Here is a 19793-nt window from a genome sequence, read left to right as displayed (position 1 = left end):
TGAACAGCAGGATGAATGGGAAATGAGGGCTGGGTGAACTGGTTATACAACATAGCTCTGGTCGCATCGTTCACGATCCTCGGCGCATCGATTGTGCTTGCGGCCGATAACCCGTCCGCACCGGCGCCCGTGCAGCCGCCCGCCCCCACCGTCAGCCAGATATGCGCTGCCATCGCCACCCAGGCCGATGGCCACGGCGTGCCGCGCGACTTCTTTGCCCGGCTGATCTGGAAGGAAAGCCGTTTCGACGATCAGGCGCAAAGCCCGGTCGGCGCGCAGGGCATCGCCCAGTTCATGCCAGGCACAGCGAGGGAGCGGCAGCTGGCCAACCCCTTTGATTTCGCCCAGGCACTCCCGGCTTCGGCGGCGCTGCTCAAGGATTTGCGCGCCACCTTCGGCAATTGGGGACTGGCGGCCGCTGCCTACAATGCCGGACCGACACGCGTGTCGAAATGGCTGTCGAGCGGCGGCTTTCTGCCGCTCGAAACCGAAGACTATGTCCTTGATATTACAGGGCGCCCGGCGGATGATTTCGCCGCCGGCGCCGAGATCGGCGCTGCACCGCTCAACGCCAGGCTGGATTTCGATGCCGCCTGCCGCCAATTGCCGGTTGTCCGCTCGGCGACGATCTCCATGGCCCAGATCAAGCCGAAACCCTGGGGCATCCAGATTGCCGGTAACTTCCGCCGGTCAGCCGCCGTGAACCAGATGGAACGGCTGCGCCGCGCCTTTCCGGCCATCTTGAACCAGCACGAGCCGGTCATCAGCCGCTACCGCACGCCGATGGGCCGCCGCGGCATCTATGCCGTGCGCATCGGCGCCGACACGCGCGGCGAAGCCAATGCGATCTGCGCCAAGCTCCATGGCGCGGGCGGCGCATGTATTGTTCTGCGCAACCGCTAGGGCAACACGTCAATATTTGACCATTTGGACAGTTTTATGCGGGGTCGCGACCGCGTACAACCTCGAATTGCGGCTCTCGGCGCGCTTAATACATGGGTTGCAGGCAACGATTTTGCGCGGCCAAGTATGTCAGCTGCACAGCTGTTCGATATAGTCGCCTAAATGACGGAAAAACTTTTGCTTGCCAAAAAACACTTATTCTAGCAGTCTCAAAGCGTTCGGGCATCTGCGAACACTGGAAGACTGGAAGAACGGCGCGCCGGAACCGCAAGAATACCGGGTCGGGAGAAATCCCGGCAATGATCGGCTCCTTTCCTGAATTCGAGAACTGCCTGCATGATTTACGCCGGATGTATCTTACAAAAGGCGGCACTACCAATCCCGCTAGCCCGGAGGGGAACGCGGTAAGTAAGGAAAAGGAACGGAGCATGGCACAGACCGGTACGGTCAAATTCTTCAACAGTGAAAAAGGCTTTGGCTTTATCAAACCGGATGATGGCGCAGCGGACATTTTTGTCCATATCTCCGCCGTTCAGGCATCCGGCCTCACAGGTCTCGCAGACAATCAGAAGGTTTCCTTCGATACCGAGCCTGACCGTCGTGGCAAGGGCCCCAAGGCCGTCAACATCACGGTTACGGAATAATTCAGGCGGCGCAAGCCGCTTCGGGACCCCCGCCACAATCGGGGGTTTTCCCTGACAGTCCACATTCTCGGTCGCGGCGATGGCTGCGTGTCCGCAAAGCGGATGCTTTGCGAAGAAATTCTCCCGAAATCAACCATTTCCAGCTTCCTGCGCCCGTTCCTTGCCATGGATTTGCTGATATTATGCTGTCGATGTGCCCGTCCCGCATGGATGCAGGGAACGAAAGCGCCCGCTTTCCGTTCAGCTTGCATTCATTCTGGAACGTTTAAAACACACATCACGGCTGGCGCCCCCACTGAAAGTCCAGCCCAACACGATCAGGCGGTTCCAAAAGTTTCGCCAAGGATGCTTCAAAGGAGGCACAGATGTTTAAAGGTATGAAAATTGCCATTCTTGCAACGGCAGCTTTTGCAACGATTGCCGTTCCACTTGCGTCGTCAGCGTCGGCTGATGACTGGGGCTGGCGCCGCCATCACCATCGCGGCGGCGGTGATGCCCTTGCTGCCGGCGCCATTGGCCTTGCCGCAGGTGCGCTCATCGGCGGCGCGCTCGCGCAGCCGCGCGAACCCGACGTGATCTACCGCGACTACGATGATCGTCCGATCTATCGCGCCGCACCGGTCCGCGTCTATCGCGAAGTGCGCCCCGCCTATTATGGCAGCGCCCAGCCGTGGTCACGGGCCTGGTACCGCTACTGCGCCGACCGTTACCGCTCGTTCAATCCTGAAACCGGTACGTTCCGCGGCTATGATGGACGCGATTATTTCTGCAACGCCAACTGATCACCGATCAGCCGGATTGAAAAAGGCCGCCGGAGCGATCCGGCGGCCTTTTTGTCACGTCAGGAACGGATTGGTGCGGCGCTCCTCGCCGAAACGGCCGCCAGGACCATGCCCGCAGATGAAGCCGATATCGTCGCCAAGCGGAAACAGCTTGTTCTTGATGGAGCTGATCAGCGTATCGTGGTCGCCCCCCGGCAAATCCGTCCGCCCGACCGAGCCGTTGAACAGCACGTCGCCGACATGGGCAAACTTGGCGGCACGGTTGTAGTAGACCACGTGCCCCGGCGCGTGGCCCGGGCAGTGCAGCACCTCGAACACATGCGACCCGAACGACACCGTATCGCCATCCGCAAGCCAGCGGTCCGGTGTGCAGTTGCGCACGCCGCTGCCCTGAATGCCGTACTGGACCGCCTTCTCCTCCATTGAATCCAGAAGAAATTTATCCGCCTGGTGCGGTCCGATGATATCGACGCCGAGCGCTTCCTTCATGTCCATGGCGCCGGCTGCATGGTCAATATGGCCATGGGTGATCCAGATGGCATCGATGGTAATGCCGTTGGAGCGGATCGCATGGAGCACCTGATCATTGTCGCCGCCGGGATCGATCAGGACGCCATGCTTGTCATCGCTGTCGAAGAGGATCGTGCAATTCTGCTGAAAGGCCGTCACGGGGATAATACCGGCCTGCAATTGTCCCATTTGTTCAAACCCTATGCTTATCTCAAATCGTCTACGTTAGGCTCTAACCCAAATAAAAAGGGCGGCCAATGGGACCGCCCTTGAAAATCGTTTGCGTCCCGTCCTGATCAGGATTTGGCCAGCGCGTTCTTGATCGCACCAACGATTGCTGTGAGGATAAGACCGCCAACACCACCACCGGCAACGTTGCCGATGATCGAGCCGAGATCAAGTCCCGACGATGCTGCTGCGTTTGCCACGAGCTGGGCACCACCGGCGCCAAGGTATTGCGTCAAGTAGCCACCCACTAGTCCACCAACGCCGCCGGCAATCGTGTTGCCAGTCGGGCCAAGAGTCAGGTTTTTGAGAATACCGCCGACAATATTGCCGCCGACAGCCCCTGAGATCAGTTGGATGATGAGAGGAAGAAGTGCACCCATAATTGACACCCCGTCAACGTTTCGCGCCAGACTCATGCCTGACACTGGCATGTTGACTAAGTTTTGGGCAATGTCAAACCGGATGACGCCTCAATAAAGAGGTATCAACCGGTTGTTTTCGTTAGCAAGCTTGCAGTATCGGGCCGGGAGCGCCCTATTTGCGCTCCGATGCTCCGAGTTATTCCGCTGCCGCTTTCTTGGGTGTTACTTCGGCAGCGTAGTCGTTCATCAGGTTGACCGCGATCTCGCCAACGGTGAAGCGGTATGGCCCGACCTCAGAAACCGGGGTCACTTCCGCAGCCGTCCCGGTCAGGAAGCACTGTTCGAAACCTTCCAGCTCTTCCGGCATGATGGCCCGTTCGACAACCTCATAACCGCGGCGCTTGGCAAGCTCGATGACGGTGCGGCGGGTGATGCCATCGAGGAAGCAATCGGGCTTCGGCGTATGGATGACACCGTCCTTGACGAAGAACACGTTGGCGCCGGTGGCTTCAGCCACCTGGCCGCGCCAGTCCAGCATCAGCGCATCCGCATAGCCCTTGGCCTCGGCGGCATGCTTGGAGATGGTGCAGATCATGTACAGGCCCGCGGCCTTGGACTTGGAGGGAGCCGTCTTCGGATCCGGGCGGCGATACTCCGCCATATCCAGGCGAATACCCTTAAGCTTCTGCGCCGGGTCGAAATAGCTCGGCCACTGCCAGATGGCGATGGCCACGTTGATTCTGTTGTTCTGGGCGGAAACGCCCATCGACTCGCTGCCGCGCCAGGCTATCGGACGCACATAGGCATCCTGGAAACCCTGCTTGGCAAGAAGCTTGCGGCAGGCATCATTCAGCTCTTCAACCGAATAGGGAATGGTGAAGCCAAGAATACGTGCCGATTCGTGCAGACGCTCCGTGTGTTCGTTGAGCTTGAAGATTTCACCGCCATAGGCGCGCTCACCTTCAAAGACCGAGCTTGCATAATGCAGGCCATGAGTCAGCACGTGAACCTTAGCATCTGCCCAGCGAACGAATTCGCCGTTCATCCAGATGTAACCTTCAAGCTGATCAAATGGTACGGATGCCATGTTTTCCTCCAGGCGTTTGATTCCTGATCATTGTACGGGTCTGAGACGACGCCAATTGTTCCCGTTTCACAATTGGTGAACCTTGGCTCGCGACAGCGCCGCGCGTTCTTCTTGAACGCGCAAAGGACGCTGTCCATTTTGAATTCACGCCCGCCCCGGTGAAAATCGAGCCGATTTTCGGGGTCATGCGTGGCAGTCATAGGCGTTTCGATGAGGAAAAATGTCCCGGAAACACGTATTGGCTTTTCGTTTCATTCAAAATGCGGCCAACAGCTTGCCAAAAATTATCAGCAGTCTAAAATTAAGTCAACAAGACTGACATATTATTCGGCGACACATGAATGAGAGCGGGAGCCCTGCATGAAACCTTATACACCGGATCGGCATATTGAGACAGCCCTGACCAAGGCGGATGCGAGCGAACTCGACCTCATTGAGCTGTTTTTCTTTGCCTACCGTGATTTCACCGCCGACCCGGATCTGATTCTGGAAAAGCTGACCTTTGGCCGCGCCCACCACCGGGTTCTCTATTTCATCAACCGTAAGCCGGGCATGACGGTTGCGGAATTGCTCGATGTGCTGCAAATCACCAAGCAGAGCCTCGCCCGTGTCCTCAAGCAGCTGATCGACACGGACCATGTCGTACAGATACCCGGCCCGCGCGACCGGCGGCAGCGGGAACTCTACCCCACGATGAAGGGCCGGGAACTCGCGCTTGAGCTTGCGGCACCGCAATCACGCCGCATTGGCAGTGCATTGGAGCAAATCGGTCTGGCTGACCGGGCAGTGATCGAACATTTCCTCAAAGCGATGGTCAATCCCGGCCAAAGGCAACAGATCGACAGTCTGCCGCAGGCAGGTTAGTTTATGCCGGATAGGGACGTCCGGGGACCAAGGGCGGGCGTCAATGCCCGGAGAGAGAAGGAATGATTTTGGTGAGTGAAGAACTTCCGCTTTCAGACGATGCGCCGCACCTGCTCATTGTCGACGACGACACCCGGATTCGAAACTTGCTGTCGCAATATCTGACCGGCAGCGGCTTTCGCATTACGGTGGCTGCCAATGCGGACGAGGCCAGGCGCAAGCTGGCCGGCATTGACTACGACCTGCTGATCCTCGACGTCATGATGCCGGGCGAAAGCGGGGTGGCGCTCACCCAGTCCCTGCGCCAGGAAAAGAATGTTCCCATCCTGATGCTGACGGCGCTTTCGGAGACGGACAGCCGCATCAGCGGTCTCGAAGCGGGTGCGGATGATTATCTGCCGAAACCCTTCGACCCGCGCGAACTGATCCTGCGCATCAACAACATCCTGCGCCGCGGCGCTCCGGCATCGCAAGCCAAGATCGAACAGATCGTTTTCGGCCCCTATACCTTCGTCATCGCCAAGCGCGAGTTGAAGCGTTCGGGCGAGCTGATCCGCCTGACGGACCGCGAGCAGGATATCATGGCGATCTTTGCCGCCCGCGCCGGTGAAACCGTGCCCCGGCACGAACTGACCGGCCAGGAAGGCGATGTCGGCGAACGGACGATCGACGTGCAGATCAACCGGTTGCGCCGCAAGATAGAAAATGATCCGGCCAATCCGGTTTGGTTGCAGACAGTGCGCGGCGTCGGCTATAAATTGAGCGTGGAGTGAACGTCCCGATCCGCAGGATCAGGACGCAGTAACCAATGCGCGAGTGGGCACCGATCATATGGCACAAACGGACAGTGCAAAACGCGCATTGGCAGTCAGGCAGCGGCATTGGCGCCGTCGCCGCAGCACGCTGCTCGGCCCGTGGCGGAAGTTTTCCCGCTGGCTGGCGCAGTGGATGCCGAAGCGGCTCTATGCCCGCTCGCTGATCATCATCATCGCACCCATGGTGCTGCTGCAATCGGTCATCGCCTTCGTGTTCATGGAGCGCTACTGGCAGACCGTCACCCAGCGCCTGTCGACGGCCGTGGTGCGCGACATCTCCGGCATCATCGACCTGATGGACACCTATCCGCAGGACCCCGGCTATGAAAACCTCATCCGCATCGCGCGCGAAAGACTGTCGCTCACCATCTCCATCCTGCCGCCCGATCCCCTGCCGGCGCCCGGTCCAAAACCGTTCTTTTCCATTCTTGACGAACCGCTGAGCGCCGAGATCACCAAGCAGATCAACCGCCCGTTCTGGATCGACACAATAGGCGATTCCGATCTCGTCGAAATCCGCATCCAGCTGGAAGGCAAGGTCCTGCGGGTCTTTGCCCGCCGCAGCCAGGCCTATGCCTCGAACACCCTGATCCTGCTTGTCTGGATGTCCGGTTCCGCGCTGGTGCTGCTGGCCATCGCCATTCTGTTCCTGCGCAACCAGATCAAGCCGATCCAGCAGCTGGCAGCGGCCGCCGACAGTTTTGGCAAAGGCCGGGCGACGCCGCCCGATTTCAAGCCGCGCGGCGCTGAGGAAGTCCGGCGGGCGGGCGCGGCCTTCATCGTCATGCGCGAGCGCATCGAACGCCAGATCGAGCAGCGCACCACCATGCTGAGCGGTGTCAGCCACGACCTGCGGACGATCCTCACCCGCTTCAAGCTGCAGCTTGCGCTGGTCGGCCACAAGGTCGATACGGAAGCCATGGAGCAGGACATCGAGGATATGCAGTCCATGCTGGAAGGCTATCTCGCCTTTGCCCGCAGCGAGGCGGAGGAAGAAACCGGCACCTTCAACCTGGAGCGCCTCTTCGCCAAGCTGAAAGAGGAAGGCACGCTCCTGGAGCGCGGCTTCAAATCCAGCATTCGCGGCGAGCCGGAGATTCAGGTCCGGCCCAATGCCTTCTCGCGGCTGATCTCCAACCTGGTATCGAACTCGTTCCGCTATGCCAGGAATGTCGTCGTTACCGCAGATCACCGCGACGGCTGGCTGAGCATCACCATCGACGATGACGGTTCCGGCATCCCCAAGGAGATGCGCGACGAGGTGTTCAAGCCATTCTTCCGGCTCGATGAGGCGCGCAATCAGGATGCCAGCGGCACCGGGCTTGGGCTTGCCATCGCGCTTGACATTGCCCGCAGCCATGGCGGCGATATCACTCTGGACGAGAGCCCCATGGGCGGCCTGCGCGCCGTCGTGCGCATCCCCGCATGATCGTCAGCCCAGCTATCCCGCGGGCAGAGACGGCGCCGGGGAAATGGCGGAATTCCCCTTGAAATATTACGCCATTGGCGTAATATTGATCATGAAAATTGTCCGCACCAAACGCTATCTCAAAGATTTGAAACGGCTTGGCGTCTCTCATACTCTTCGCCTACCGAAAATCAGAACAGGCGGACCTCACGCCAGATCAGCGCAAGGCCGCACTGACAATGCTCAGGGAGCTCAAGGATGACCAGTAAAAAAAGCGAATTTGGCGACAGCCTCCTTGAAGGGCTGCAAGAGGCTCTCGCGTGGAAGCGCGGTGAAATCGCGCTTGAGACCATCAATATCGATCCCATGCCGCCTGAACGGATCAAGGAGATTCGCAAGCGCTATGCCAGATCGACCAAGGATTTTGAGCGTCGTTTTGGTATTCCGGCTGCAACCATGAACAACTGGGAGCAAGGGCGCCGCAAGCCCGATCCGGCCGGGCGCCTGCTTTTGAGGGTCATCGAGGAGTCGCCTGACGCGGTGGAGAAAGCGCTTCGCGCAGCCTAGGCTCCAAACTTAGAACAGCTTGCCGCCGTTCGGTACCGGCTTGCTGATGGCAGCCAGAACAACGCCGCCCTCCGCGTCCGGAAAACCCAGGGTCAGCACTTCCGACATGAACGGGCCGATCTGGCGCGGCGGAAAATTGACCACTGCCATCACCTGGCGGCCTTTCAGCTCGTCCAGCGTATGGTGCTTGGTGATCTGCGCGGAGGATTTCTTCACCCCGATTTCCGGGCCGAAATCGATCTTGAGTTTGAATGCCGGCTTGCGCGCTTCCGGAAAAGTTTCCGCCTCGACGATGGTGCCGACGCGGATATCCACTTTCTCAAAATCATCGAAACTGATGGTCATCACATTCAACTCAAACAATATCGCTATGCTTCAGATCAGGCCGAACCGACCGTCTCGAACAGAATGCTATCGAGCGATTCCCGCGCTGTCGAGCCCGACCACACAACAAACTGGAACGCCTGGAAATAGGTCTCGCAGGCATCCAGCGCACTGGACAGGAGCACTTCCACCTGCTTGCTCGTCGGTTCGGCACCGCCCGACAGAAGCAGCGACTGGCGGTACATCACCGCGCCCTCCTGGCGCCACAGATCGAAATGCCCCATCAGCAGCTGCTCGTTGATCAGCGACAGCAATCGCATCACTTCGTTGACGCGCGGTTCGCTGACCGCAATGTCAAAGGCGCAGGCCAGATGCAGCGCCTCGAAATCTTCCATCCACGAGAAGGAAATCTGGTAATCGGTCCAGTTGCCCTCGACCGTAATGGCAATCTCGTCGTCCCCGGTGCGCTCGAAAGCCCATTCATTGGCATGGGCCACATGTTCAATCACATCGACCGGATGCAAATCACGCGCAATCTCTATTTCCAGAAGGCTCATCGCCATTACCTGCTCAATCGAATCTCATCTGACGCTGCGGGAGCACAGCGCACCCACCCAAAGGACACTTAACGCTTGAAAACTCACCGGCAGGCAGTACGCACCAGCCGGACCACGGATATGAACTTGTTACCCGCTGCATGACCATCGAAACGAATCATGCTGTAATTTCAGTGTATTGATGCTGAGTCCGAGCGCCAGTCCCCTTTTGGCCAAATGGCGCGAATGGGTGTGGACAGATGTTATGAAAATGATTCACGACCAGCCTTTAACTGACTCTAAGAAAACGATTTTCGGCGATTTCCACCTGTTGATAATTTCTTAAGATTTATTTTGGGGACAGCGCGAATATGCCGGATAAAACACCGCAAAACGGCGCCTGGGCGCGCCGCCGAAAGCATCCGCGATTCCCGAGCGGTCAAAAATGCAAAAGGCCCACTGCCCGGACGGGGGCAATGGGCCTGCAAAACTGCGATTCGTTTGACGGTCAGTCCTTCTTGGCGCGCGTGCCGGACGCTGCCGTCTTTGCCGGTTTGGCCGCATCGGCAGCGGGCTTTTCCCTGTGGCCGACGAGCGCTTCCAGCGCTTCGATACGGGCAAGCAGCGCCGTGTTTTCGGCACGGGCCCGGATGGCCATTTCGCGCACCGCTTCGAAGTCCTCGCGCTGCACCACGTCCATGGTGTTGAGCAGCCGCTCAGCCTGCCCACGGAAAGCGGTTTCGACTTCGCGGCGCACGCCCTGCGCTGCACCGGCAGCGTCGGTCACGAGCTTGGCCAGTTCATCAAGAACGCGGTTTGATCCATTGGTCATGGCAGATACCTCTGTTGCTTTCCCCATCAAATAATCGCCGCGGCAGGCGATTGCAAGCGAAGGTCATCATTGCGCAAATGTTACCGGACAGGCGGCTTGACGCTGTTCCTGCCCTCGCGCATGGTCCGCGCCGATGAACCTGATGATGACGGAGTGCCTATTGTGAGCGAAATACTTGTCCCGACGATGGCCGCGATCGCATTTCCCAATATCGATCCGGTGATCTTTTCCATCGGGCCGTTCTCCGTTCACTGGTATGGCCTTGGCTATGTCGTCGGCATTCTCTTCGCCTGGTGGTACGGCAAGAGACTCATCAGCAAGCCGCGCCTGTGGGCCAACAACACGCCGCCGATGAAGCCCAACGATCTCGACGACTTCGTGCTGTGGGCGGCGCTCGGCGTGGTTCTGGGCGGACGCATCGGCTATATCCTGTTCTACGATCTGGCCCGCTACATCAGCCACCCCTTCGACATCTTCAAGGTCTGGGAAGGCGGCATGTCCTTCCATGGCGGGTTGGTCGGCACCACGCTGGCGATGATTCTCTTCGCCCGCTCGCGCAAGATCAACGTGTTCAGCATGATCGACACCATCGCTGCGGGCGTTCCCGTCGGGCTTGGACTGGTGCGTGTCGCCAATTTCATCAATGGCGAACTCTGGGGCCGCATCACCGATGTGCCCTGGGGCATGATCTTCCCGACCGGCGGCCCGTTCGTCCGCCATCCGAGCCAGCTGTACGAGGCGGCGCTGGAAGGCATCGTCCTGTTCACCACCCTGGCACTGCTGATCTTCTACGGCCGCAAGCTGAAGAGCCCGCGCTTCATCGGCGGCGCCTTCATCACCGGCTATGGCCTGTCACGCATCTTTGTCGAGTTCTTCCGCGAGCCGGATGCCCAGCTCGGTTATCTCTATGGCGGCTGGCTGACGATGGGCATGATCCTGTCGGTTCCCATGGTGCTCGTCGGCCTGTGGGCACTGCTGACCGCCCGCAACCCGGAAGTCTCCACCGGACGATGACACTGAAACAACGCATCATCCGGCAGATCGGGCTGAGCGGCCCGATCAGCGTTGCCGACTATATGGCGATGTGCCTGTTCGATCCGGATGCGGGCTATTACACGACGCGCGAACCGTTCGGCCGCGAGGGTGATTTCATCACCGCACCGGAAGTCAGCCAGATGTTCGGCGAGCTTGCCGGCGTCTGGTGTGTCAGCGCCTGGCAGGCGTTGGGATCGCCTGCCGCATTCGTCCTGTGCGAGATGGGGCCCGGACGCGGCACGCTGATGCAGGACGTGCTGCGCACGGCATTAAAACTTGCCCCGGATTTCATCGCGGCGGCACAGATCCGCATGGTCGAGATCAGCCCGCGCCTCGTGCAGATCCAGAAAGAGACACTCGCGCCGTCGGGCCTGGAAATCCAGTGGCATGCGCAGTTCGGCGATTTGCCCTCCGGTCCGCTGGTTCTGCTGGCCAACGAGCTGTTCGACGCCATTCCCACCCGCCAATACGTCAAATCCGGCAGGCGTTTCGTCGACCGCGTCGTGACGGCTGACGACAGCGGCAACCTGGCATTTGCGGCGGGGAGCGGATCGATCGATACCGCGCTTTTGCCCGCAGGACACGACGCGGCGCCCGACGGCAGCATTGTCGAGATTGCACCGGCACGCAGCACGCTGATGCAGCATATCGCCGAACGCCTGCACCGCGAGCGCGGTGCGGCGCTGCTCTTCGACTACGGCCATCTGCAGCAGGGTTTCGGCGATACGCTGCAGGCGCTCGCCCGCCATCGATCCGTGGATGTGCTTGATGCACCGGGCGAAGCCGACCTGACCAGCCATGTGGACTTTGCCATGCTGGCACAATCCGCCCGCGCCGAAGGCTGCACGGCCAATGCCATGACGCAGGGAGATTTTCTCATCGCCATGGGCTTGCTCGACCGCGCCGGCGCCCTTGGCCGCGGCAAGCCGGCGGCGTTCCAGGAGCAGATCCGCGCCGATGTCGAGCGGTTGGCGGGCCCCGATCAAATGGGCACGCTGTTCAAGGTGCTTTGCGTCGCGGACCCCGCCACACATTTGTTTCCATTCGAATCCATATGACGGAAGCAATTGACTTCGCGTCGATGCTCCACCACCATCCGCAGCCTTGAGAAAGAGCAATCCGGCATGATCACGTCTGAAAAACCAGTAGCGCTGCACGCTTCCCTGCTGGGGTCTCCCGAGAAAGATCGAATCGCTCACGGGTTCTTCACCCGTATCGGCGGTGTTTCCACAGGTATCTACGCCGGATTGAATGTCGGCAGCGGCTCCAACGACAATCAGGACCATGTCAGGGAAAACCGCAGGCGCGTGGCCAGCGCGCTGGGAGCCGACCTTTCCCATCTCGTCACCGTGCATCAGGTGCATTCGCCCGATGTCATCACGGTCACGGCGCCTCTCACCGGCGAGCGGCCCAAGGCCGACGCCATGGTGACGGCGACACCCGGCATTGTCATCGGCGCGCTGTCGGCCGATTGCGGCCCGATCCTGTTTGCCGACCGCGATGCGAAAATCATCGGCGCGGCCCATGCGGGCTGGCGCGGCGCCCTTGGCGGCGTGCTGGAGAACACCATCGATGCAATGATTGCGCTCGGTGCGAAACGCGACGGCATCCAGGCGGTGCTGGGACCAACGATCGGCCCCGACAACTACGAGGTCGGCGCCGAATTCTATGATCAGTTCACCGGAACCGACCCGTCCTACACCCGTTTTTTCCGCGACTCCGTCAAGGAAAACCACAAGATGTTCGATCTGTGGGCTTTCATCACCATGCGGCTGCGCAATGCCGGGGTGAATGCCACGGCACTTGAGAAATGCACCTATGCCGAGGAGGAGCAGTTTTTCTCCTACCGGCGCACCACCCATCGCAAGGAACCGGACTATGGTCGCCAGATCTCGGCGATCACCATTCTAGAGGAACAATGATGGCCCTTCATTTCGAGCCCGAGGAATTTGCGGCACGCCGCGACCGCCTGATGATGGTGATGGCCGAGCAGAAGCTGGATGCCATTCTGCTCTTCGCACAGGAAAGCATGTACTGGCTGACCGGCTATGACACGTTCGGCTTCTGCTTCTTCCAGTGTCTCGTCGTCAAGTCCGATGGCAGCCAGGTGCTGATGACCCGTTCGGCGGATTTGCGCCAGGCGCGCCAGACGTCGAACATCGACAACATCGTGATCTGGGCCGACCGCGACAATGCCAATCCGGCAGCGGATCTGCGCGAACTCCTCAACGATCTCGACCTGCTCGGCAAACGCATCGGCGTGGAATACCAGACCCACGGCCTGACCGCCGCCAATGGCCGCAAGCTCGATGAGCAACTCGCTGCCTTTGGCCAGATCGTCGACGCATCCGGTCTTGTCGACAGGCTGCGCGTGCTGAAAAGCCCGGCCGAGATCGCCTATAGCCGCAAGGCGGCCGAACTTGGCGACGAGGCGCTGGATGCGGCGCTCAAGCTCATCAAGGCGGGAGCTGACGAAGGCGCCATCCTCGCGGCGATGCAGGGCGCCATCTTTGCCGGCGGCGGCGACTATCCGGCCAATGAATTCATCATCGGTTCGGGTGAAGATGCCCTGCTGTGCCGGTACAAGGCCGGGCGGCGCAAGCTGACCAAGAACGACCAGCTCACACTGGAATGGGCCGGCGTCTATCGCCACTACCACGCGGCAATGATGCGCACCGTTCTGACCGGCAAGGCGTCGAAACGCCATCTGGAGCTTTATGACGCCGCCCGCGAGGCGCTTGAGGCAGTTGAAGAAGCGATGACTCCGGCATCAACTTTCGGTGATGTCTTTGACGCCCATTCCCGGGTGATGGAGGCCCATGACCTGACGCGGCACCGGCTCAATGCCTGCGGTTACTCCCAGGGCGCACGCTTTACACCCTCGTGGATGGATATGCCGATGTTCTATGCGGGCAACCCGGAGCGGATACAGCCAGACATGACGCTTTTTGCCCATATGATCATCATGGATTCCGACAGCGGTACGGCCATGACATTGGGCCGGACCTATCTCACGACCAACGGTGCTGCCGAGCCACTTTCGCGCCAACCTCTTGACTTGATCGTGAAATAAAACTTTTGTCAGCTTTCGTTTTTTCGAGATGGCACAACTGTGGCTCATGATGGGGTTAGACCAAAGATGATGTCTCGCAAATCACTGACCTATACCTGCGCGGTGCTGGCGGCTCTTGGCCTCAGCGCCTGCAACAGTGCTGAATCGCCGATGGGCGTAACAAAGAAAGACCTTCCGGCAGCGCAGGGTACGGCCGCCGCGCCGGGGGCACCCGCGCCAGCGGCTCAGCCGGGAACCACGGCGCCCGCAGGCACCGCCGTGGCATCGGGCGCAGCGCAGCCGGGCGTGTCCCGCACGGCAAAACTGCGCTTCGCCCCGATCGTCGGCGCCCCGATTGCCGCCGCCACACCTTTGTCGCAACGTCTTTCGGCGCTGGCCAAGGCCAAGGGCATTGTGCTCGGCACCGCCGCCGATACCGACAACACGCATATCATGAAGGGCTATTTCTCCGCCCTGCCCGACGGCAACCAGACGACGATCATCTATGTCTGGGACGTGCTCGATCCCGCGGGAACCCGGCTTCACCGCATCCAGGGACAGGAAATCGTCCCCGGCAACGGCACCGATCCCTGGAGCACCGTACCGCCGAAGGTGATGGAATCAATCGCCGACAAGGCCATCGACGGCTATCTGAAATGGGTATCCGGCGCCAAGACGTGACATATTTACGCGTTTGACGGGATAATTGCGAGGAACTGTGCATGAATCTGCCTTGCCCGCTTGCAATGTGCGTCAGGCACAGTAAAAGGCCCGGCATATCCTTCACTTGGCTGGCACCGGGGAAAATACGGGCATGAAACTATTCGCGGGCAATTCCAATCGCGTTCTCGCTGAATCTGTCGCCAAATATCTCAATATTCCGCTTGGAAAGGCCAGCGTCCGGCGCTTCGCCGATCAGGAGATATTTGTCGAGATCCAGGAAAATGTGCGCGGCGAAGACGTCTTCGTCATGCAGTCGACATCCTTCCCGGCAAATGATCACCTGATGGAACTGCTCATCATGATCGATGCTTTCCGCCGCTCCTCGGCGAAGCGCATCACCGCAGTCCTTCCCTATTTCGGTTATGCCCGCCAGGACCGCAAGGCCGGTCCGCGTACGCCGATCTCCGCCAAGCTGGTGGCCAATCTGATCACCGAAGCCGGTGCAAACCGCGTGCTGACACTTGATCTGCACGCCGGCCAGATTCAGGGTTTCTTCGATATCCCGACCGACAATCTCTATGCGGTTCCCGTTATCGCCAGTGATGTCCGCACCCATTACGGCACGTCGAATGTCATGGTCGTATCACCAGACGTCGGCGGTGTGGTCCGCGCCCGCTCACTGGCCAAGCGCATCGACGCGCAGCTCGCCATCGTCGACAAGCGCCGCGACCGTCCCGGCGAGTCGGAAGTCATGAACGTCATTGGTGAAGTCAGCGGCAAGGATTGTCTGCTGTTCGACGACATCGTCGATTCCGGTGGCACATTGTGCAATGCGGCCGAGGCCCTCCTCGCCAAGGGGGCCACCAGCGTCACCGCCTACATCACCCACGGTGTACTCTCCGGCGGCGCGGTTGCCCGCATCACCAGCTCGAAGCTGAAGGAACTGGTGATCACCGACTCCATCCAGCCGACACCGGCCATCGAAGCGGCGCACAACATTCGCGTCCTGTCGATTTCCGACCTGATCGGCGAAGCGGTTTCGCGCACGGCAGCGGAAGAGTCTGTTTCCAGCCTGTTCGATTAGAGCCGGAGCAGGATACCGGCCAGCGCCGCCAGTCCCAGCACAACAAGCATGTTCAGGCGCAGCGCAATCAGTGCGACTGCCGCCCCCGATGCTATGGCCGCCGCCGCCCAGTCAAAGGCGGCGAGGTCCAGCAGCGGCAGATGCAGCGGCCCAACCAGCCTTTCCTGAAAAGCGCCAAACAGCACATGCAGGCCGAACCACACGGCAAGATTGGCGATGACACCGACGACGGCGGCGGTAATTGCCGCCAGCGAGGCCTTCAGCCAGCCGACATGGCGCAGCCGCTCGACAAAGGGTGCACCGGCAAAAATCCAGAGAAAACACGGCGCAAAGGTGAACCACAGTGCCGTCAGCCCGCCGAGCAGCCCGCCGGTGAGCGGATCGAAGCCGGACAGGCGCGCACCGCCGACGAAACCGACAAAGGCCAGCACCAGGATCAGCGGTCCGGGCGTGGTTTCCGCAAGACCGAGACCGGTGAGCATTTCGTCGGGCTTCAGCCAGCCGTAATAGTCCACGGCCTGCTGCGCCACATAGGCAAGAACCGCATAGGCGCCGCCGAAGGTGACCACCGCCATCTTGGAGAAGAACGCTGCTTCGGCGGCAAAGACATTGCTTTGCCCCGGCCCCGCCACCAGGAGCACAAGCGGTCCCAGCCAGAGCATGGTCCACACCATGGCGGACTGGAAAGCGCCGCGCGCCGCAGGTTCAGCAAGGCTTGCCTCCGGCAATGACGGGGGTAATCTGTTGGTCAGGCGATAGCGCGCGAAACCGAAAAGCCCGGCGATCAGGATGACCAGCGGGAACGGCATCTTGATAAGGGCAATGGCGACAAACGCGCAAACAGCGATACCATAGGCGGGATAGTCGGTCAGGGCGCGCTTGCCGACCTTGATCAGGGCTTCGAGCACGATTGCCAGCACCGCCGCTTTCAGACCGAACAGCAGCCCCTCGACAACAGGCACCTGCCCGAAACTGACATAGAGCGCCGACAGCGCCAGCATCACGCACGCGCCCGGCAGGATAAACAGAAGCCCGGCGACAACGCCGCCCCTCACCCCGTGAAACAGCCAGCCGAGATAGGTGGCAAGCTGCATTGCTTCGGGTCCGGGCAGCAGCATGCAGAAATTCAGCGCATGCAGGAAGCGTTCCTCGCTGATCCACTTTCTTTCATCGACCAGCATCCGGTGCATCATCGCGATCTGCCCGGCGGGACCGCCAAAGGACAGGAGGCCGATCTTGCCGAAGGTATAAAACGCGTCGCGCGCCTCGATTTTTTGCTGTTCCAGCGCTATTGTCCCGGCCATTGTTCGCCCTTGTTTTGTTTTCCCGCCCTAAACAGCGCCTGTAACGGTGGAATGACAGACTTTCCCGCCATGCCGGTCAAGCAACAAACTTGCACATGGCGTCTCTTTCCGTTATAGAGCCGCCATCCGCGTAGACACCCTTGGAGGCAACGCGGAATGGGGCGGTCATTTCATCCGGTTCCGGATGGCCATGCGACCGCTTCATGTTTTTTGGGCTATCCTTGCAGACAACCCGGAAAACACTCCAGATTTGAACCTCGAAAGGAAATGCCATGAGCGAAGCATACGAGCTCAAGGCCGAGGCGCGCGAACGGGTTGGTAAGGGGTCCTCCCGGGAACTTCGCCGCAACGGTAAAGTGCCAGCAGTCATCTATGGTGACAAGCAGGCACCAATCTCGATTACCCTCGACTACAAGACACTCTACTACAAGATTCACGGCGGCGGCTTCAAGACGACGATCGCGAACATCCAGCTGGATGGCAAATCTATTCAGGTCCTTCCCAAGGACTTCCAGCTTGATCCGGTCAGCGACAAGCCAGTGCATGTTGACTTCCTGCGTGTGTCGGCAAAGTCGGTTGTGAACGTGAACGTCCCTGTTCACTTCCTCAACGAAGAACTGTCCCCAGGCATCAAGCGCGGCGGCGTTCTCAACATCGTTCGTCACGATGTCGAACTGCATGCCCCGGCAAATGCAATTCCGGATGCGATCGAAATCGATCTGACCGGCCTGCAGATCGGTGACTCGATCCACATTTCCGCTGTTGCACTGCCGAAGGGCGTAACATCGGTTATCCACGATCGTGACTTCACCATTGCCACGATTGCCGCTCCGGCTGTTCTCGCTGCAGAAGACGAGACCGTTGAGGCAGCAGCCGAGACCACTGAAACGGCAGAAAAAGACGGCGAGTAATCGTCTCTATTGGGAGCTATGGCACCGTGCTGCTCATCGCAGGTCTTGGCAATCCCGGCTCCCAATATGCTGCAAACCGGCATAATATCGGTTTCATGGCGGCGGATGAAATACACCGTCGCCATCGTTTTTCTCCCTGGACCAAGAAGTTCCAGGCCCTGATCGCCGATGGCACGATCGACGGCGAAAAGGTCATTCTGATCAAGCCACAGACCTTCATGAATCTGTCCGGCCAGTCCGTTGGCGAGGCCATGCGCTTCTACAAGCTGGCGCTGGACGATCTCGTCGTCATCTATGACGAACTGGATTTGCCGCCGGGCAAGCTGCGCGTGAAAACGGGCGGCGGTTCGGGCGGGCACAACGGCATCAAGTCCATCGATGCGCATTGCGGCAAGGATTACCGGCGCATTCGTGTCGGGATCGGTCATCCCGGCGTCAAGGAGATGGTGACGCACCATGTCCTCGGCAATTTTTCCAAGGCGGACGGTGAATGGGTCGAGCCCATTCTCGGGGCCATCGCCGACAATACGGGTTTGCTCGTCAAGAAGGACGATGCCGGGTTCATGAACCGCGTGGCGCTCGCCACCGGCAGCGGCCACAGGAGCGAACCGAAACCCGTTGCAAAACCGGCGGGTCAAAGCCATATCCGGCAGGCGCGTCCGGCCAAGCCGACCGTCACCATTCCAAAAACCGGCCCGATGGCCGACATGCTGAACAAGCTCTTCGGCAAGAAAGAATAAGGATCGCAGATTATGGGTTTCAAATGCGGCATCGTTGGCTTGCCCAATGTCGGCAAATCGACGCTTTTCAACGCCTTGACCAAGACAGCTGCCGCGCAGGCTGCGAACTATCCGTTCTGCACCATCGAGCCGAACACCGGCGAAGTTGCCGTGCCCGACCCGCGCCTGCAGGCCATCGCCAAGATCGGCAAATCCGCCAACATCGTCCCGACCCGCATCAGCTTTGTCGATATCGCCGGCCTTGTGCGCGGTGCATCCAAGGGTGAAGGCCTCGGCAACCAGTTCCTCGCCAATATCCGCGAAGTCGACGCCGTGGTGCACGTCCTGCGCTGCTTTGAAGATGACGACATCACCCATGTGGAAGGCCGGATCGATCCCGTCTCCGACGCTGAAACCGTCGAGACGGAACTGATGCTTTCCGACCTTGACAGTCTTGAACGCCGCATCGTTCAGTTTCGCAAGCGCGCTGGCGTCAAGGACAAGGAAGCCCTTACCGTTCTTCCCGTCATGGAACAGGCACTCTCCCTGCTGCAGGGCGGCAAGCCGGTCCGCTTCATGCTGAACGGCATCGCACCTGAAGACCTCCTCATTCTGCAGGGCCTCAATCTCCTGACTTCAAAGCCGGTGCTTTACGTCTGCAATGTCGCGGAAAGCGATGCGGCAACCGGCAACGAACACACGGAAGCCGTCGAGGAAATGGCAACGGCCCAGGGCGCCGAGACGGTCACCATCTCCGCTGCCATCGAAGCCGAGGTTGCACAGCTGCCGGATGAAGAAGCCAAGGAATATCTCGACGCGATGAACCTGGACGAGCCGGGTCTCGATCGCCTGATCCGCGCGGGTTACAAGCTTCTGCACCTGATCACCTATTTCACCGTGGGGCCGAAGGAAGCCCGCGCCTGGACCGTTGAACGCGGTTCTAAGGCACCGCAGGCCGCCGGCGTCATCCACACGGATTTCGAGCGCGGCTTCATCCGCGCGCAGACCATCGCCTACAATGACTATGTCACCCTCGGCGGCGAAGTGGCCGCCAAGGAAGCGGGCAAGGCGCGCGACGAAGGCAAGGAATATGTGGTGCAGGACGGCGATATCATGCTGTTCCGTTTCAACACATAAGACGCGCTTCTGCCTCTTGAACCAAA

The 19793-nt window shown here is 59.8% G+C and carries 23 protein-coding genes; 16 read left to right on the top strand and 7 right to left on the bottom strand.

Features of this window, described 5'->3' with window-relative positions; translation table 11 throughout:
* The first annotated feature begins 15 nt into the window (after nt 1–15).
* From C5750_RS01240 to C5750_RS01230, 3 genes are all read left to right on the top strand, one after another.
* Nucleotides 16–903 carry a lytic transglycosylase domain-containing protein gene (locus tag C5750_RS01240; RefSeq protein WP_105732052.1) on the top strand — a complete coding sequence of 296 codons (888 nt, stop codon included), beginning with the start codon at nt 16–18 and terminating at the stop codon, nt 901–903.
* Nucleotides 904–1331: 428 nt separating this feature from the next.
* Nucleotides 1332–1547 (top strand): cold-shock protein, encoded by a 216-nt coding sequence (locus tag C5750_RS01235; protein WP_105732051.1) that lies wholly within the window; start codon nt 1332–1334, stop codon nt 1545–1547.
* Between the two features lie 365 nt (nt 1548–1912).
* Nucleotides 1913–2329 (top strand): BA14K family protein, encoded by a 417-nt coding sequence (locus C5750_RS01230; protein ID WP_105732050.1) that lies wholly within the window; start codon nt 1913–1915, stop codon nt 2327–2329.
* A 54-nt stretch (nt 2330–2383) separates the two neighbouring features.
* Here C5750_RS01230 and C5750_RS01225 read toward each other — a convergent pair whose 3' ends face one another.
* The 3 genes from C5750_RS01225 to C5750_RS01215 form a co-directional block, all read right to left on the bottom strand.
* Nucleotides 2384–3028 (bottom strand): MBL fold metallo-hydrolase, encoded by a 645-nt coding sequence (locus tag C5750_RS01225; protein ID WP_105732049.1) that lies wholly within the window; start codon nt 3026–3028, stop codon nt 2384–2386.
* A gap of 107 nt (nt 3029–3135) precedes the next feature.
* Nucleotides 3136–3447 (bottom strand): hypothetical protein, encoded by a 312-nt coding sequence (locus tag C5750_RS01220; RefSeq protein WP_105732048.1) that lies wholly within the window; start codon nt 3445–3447, stop codon nt 3136–3138.
* Between the two features lie 178 nt (nt 3448–3625).
* Nucleotides 3626–4516: a branched-chain amino acid aminotransferase gene (locus tag C5750_RS01215; protein ID WP_105732047.1), complete on the bottom strand. Its 891-nt coding sequence runs from the start codon at nt 4514–4516 to the stop codon at nt 3626–3628.
* A 360-nt stretch (nt 4517–4876) separates the two neighbouring features.
* On the opposite strand from C5750_RS01215, the gene C5750_RS01210 reads away from it, so the two are divergent.
* From C5750_RS01210 to C5750_RS01195, 4 genes are all read left to right on the top strand, one after another.
* The gene (locus C5750_RS01210; RefSeq protein ID WP_105732046.1) at nt 4877–5380 is read left to right on the top strand and encodes a MarR family winged helix-turn-helix transcriptional regulator; all 504 of its coding nucleotides are present in this window, start codon (nt 4877–4879) and stop codon (nt 5378–5380) included.
* A 62-nt stretch (nt 5381–5442) separates the two neighbouring features.
* Nucleotides 5443–6153: a response regulator gene (locus C5750_RS01205; protein ID WP_105732045.1), complete on the top strand. Its 711-nt coding sequence runs from the start codon at nt 5443–5445 to the stop codon at nt 6151–6153.
* 175 nt (nt 6154–6328) lie between these two features.
* The gene (locus C5750_RS01200; RefSeq protein WP_425350417.1) at nt 6329–7624 is read left to right on the top strand and encodes a sensor histidine kinase; all 1296 of its coding nucleotides are present in this window, start codon (nt 6329–6331) and stop codon (nt 7622–7624) included.
* Between the two features lie 237 nt (nt 7625–7861).
* Complete coding sequence (locus C5750_RS01195; RefSeq protein ID WP_105732044.1) at nt 7862–8170, top strand: helix-turn-helix domain-containing protein; 309 nt, start codon at nt 7862–7864, stop codon at nt 8168–8170.
* Between the two features lie 9 nt (nt 8171–8179).
* On the opposite strand, the gene C5750_RS01190 is transcribed toward C5750_RS01195, so the two are convergent.
* The 3 genes from C5750_RS01190 to C5750_RS01180 form a co-directional block, all read right to left on the bottom strand.
* Entirely contained in the window at nt 8180–8515 is a 336-nt protein-coding gene (locus tag C5750_RS01190) for a tRNA-binding protein (RefSeq protein ID WP_105732043.1), read from the bottom strand.
* A 35-nt stretch (nt 8516–8550) separates the two neighbouring features.
* Entirely contained in the window at nt 8551–9051 is a 501-nt protein-coding gene (locus tag C5750_RS01185) for a type III secretion system chaperone family protein (RefSeq protein ID WP_091877999.1), read from the bottom strand.
* A gap of 487 nt (nt 9052–9538) precedes the next feature.
* Complete coding sequence (locus C5750_RS01180; RefSeq protein ID WP_105732042.1) at nt 9539–9862, bottom strand: accessory factor UbiK family protein; 324 nt, start codon at nt 9860–9862, stop codon at nt 9539–9541.
* 162 nt (nt 9863–10024) lie between these two features.
* On the opposite strand from C5750_RS01180, the gene lgt reads away from it, so the two are divergent.
* The 6 genes from lgt (at nt 10025) to C5750_RS01150 (ending at nt 15696) form a co-directional block, all read left to right on the top strand.
* The gene (lgt, locus tag C5750_RS01175) at nt 10025–10876 is read left to right on the top strand and encodes a prolipoprotein diacylglyceryl transferase (RefSeq protein ID WP_105733049.1); all 852 of its coding nucleotides are present in this window, start codon (nt 10025–10027) and stop codon (nt 10874–10876) included.
* Entirely contained in the window at nt 10873–11955 is a 1083-nt protein-coding gene (locus C5750_RS01170) for a class I SAM-dependent methyltransferase (RefSeq protein ID WP_105732041.1), read from the top strand. Before lgt ends, C5750_RS01170 begins: the two co-directional genes overlap by 4 nt.
* A gap of 66 nt (nt 11956–12021) precedes the next feature.
* Nucleotides 12022–12819 carry a peptidoglycan editing factor PgeF gene (gene pgeF, locus C5750_RS01165; protein WP_105732040.1) on the top strand — a complete coding sequence of 266 codons (798 nt, stop codon included), beginning with the start codon at nt 12022–12024 and terminating at the stop codon, nt 12817–12819.
* On the top strand, nt 12819–13970 hold the full coding sequence (locus C5750_RS01160) for a M24 family metallopeptidase (protein WP_105732039.1): 1152 nt from the start codon (nt 12819–12821) through the stop codon (nt 13968–13970). Before pgeF ends, C5750_RS01160 begins: the two co-directional genes overlap by 1 nt.
* A gap of 69 nt (nt 13971–14039) precedes the next feature.
* Nucleotides 14040–14630 (top strand): hypothetical protein, encoded by a 591-nt coding sequence (locus C5750_RS01155; RefSeq protein WP_245420951.1) that lies wholly within the window; start codon nt 14040–14042, stop codon nt 14628–14630.
* A 133-nt stretch (nt 14631–14763) separates the two neighbouring features.
* Entirely contained in the window at nt 14764–15696 is a 933-nt protein-coding gene (locus C5750_RS01150) for a ribose-phosphate pyrophosphokinase (RefSeq protein ID WP_105732037.1), read from the top strand.
* Here the strand turns inward: C5750_RS01150 and chrA are convergent.
* Complete coding sequence (gene chrA / locus C5750_RS01145) at nt 15693–17000, bottom strand: chromate efflux transporter (RefSeq protein WP_105732036.1); 1308 nt, start codon at nt 16998–17000, stop codon at nt 15693–15695. The two genes, C5750_RS01150 and chrA, sit on opposite strands and share 4 nt — an antisense overlap.
* Before the next feature lie 272 nt (nt 17001–17272).
* Between chrA and C5750_RS01135 the strand changes: the two genes are divergently transcribed.
* Genes C5750_RS01135 through ychF form a run of 3 tightly spaced genes read left to right on the top strand, consistent with a single transcriptional unit; the run spans nt 17273 to nt 19767 of the window.
* Nucleotides 17273–17911: a 50S ribosomal protein L25/general stress protein Ctc gene (locus C5750_RS01135; RefSeq protein ID WP_105732034.1), complete on the top strand. Its 639-nt coding sequence runs from the start codon at nt 17273–17275 to the stop codon at nt 17909–17911.
* 26 nt (nt 17912–17937) lie between these two features.
* A complete protein-coding gene (gene pth, locus C5750_RS01130; RefSeq protein WP_105732033.1) occupies nt 17938–18651 on the top strand; it encodes an aminoacyl-tRNA hydrolase in 714 nt (237 codons plus the stop codon).
* Nucleotides 18652–18663: 12 nt separating this feature from the next.
* A complete protein-coding gene (ychF, locus tag C5750_RS01125) occupies nt 18664–19767 on the top strand; it encodes a redox-regulated ATPase YchF (RefSeq protein WP_105732032.1) in 1104 nt (367 codons plus the stop codon).
* Nucleotides 19768–19793: the final 26 nt, after the last annotated feature.

This window comes from Phyllobacterium myrsinacearum, assembly GCF_002980555.1.
Lineage (GTDB): Bacteria > Pseudomonadota > Alphaproteobacteria > Rhizobiales > Rhizobiaceae > Phyllobacterium > Phyllobacterium myrsinacearum.
The sequence above is the reverse complement of the archived record's forward strand: the minus strand, read 5'-3'. Positions and strand labels throughout refer to the sequence as shown.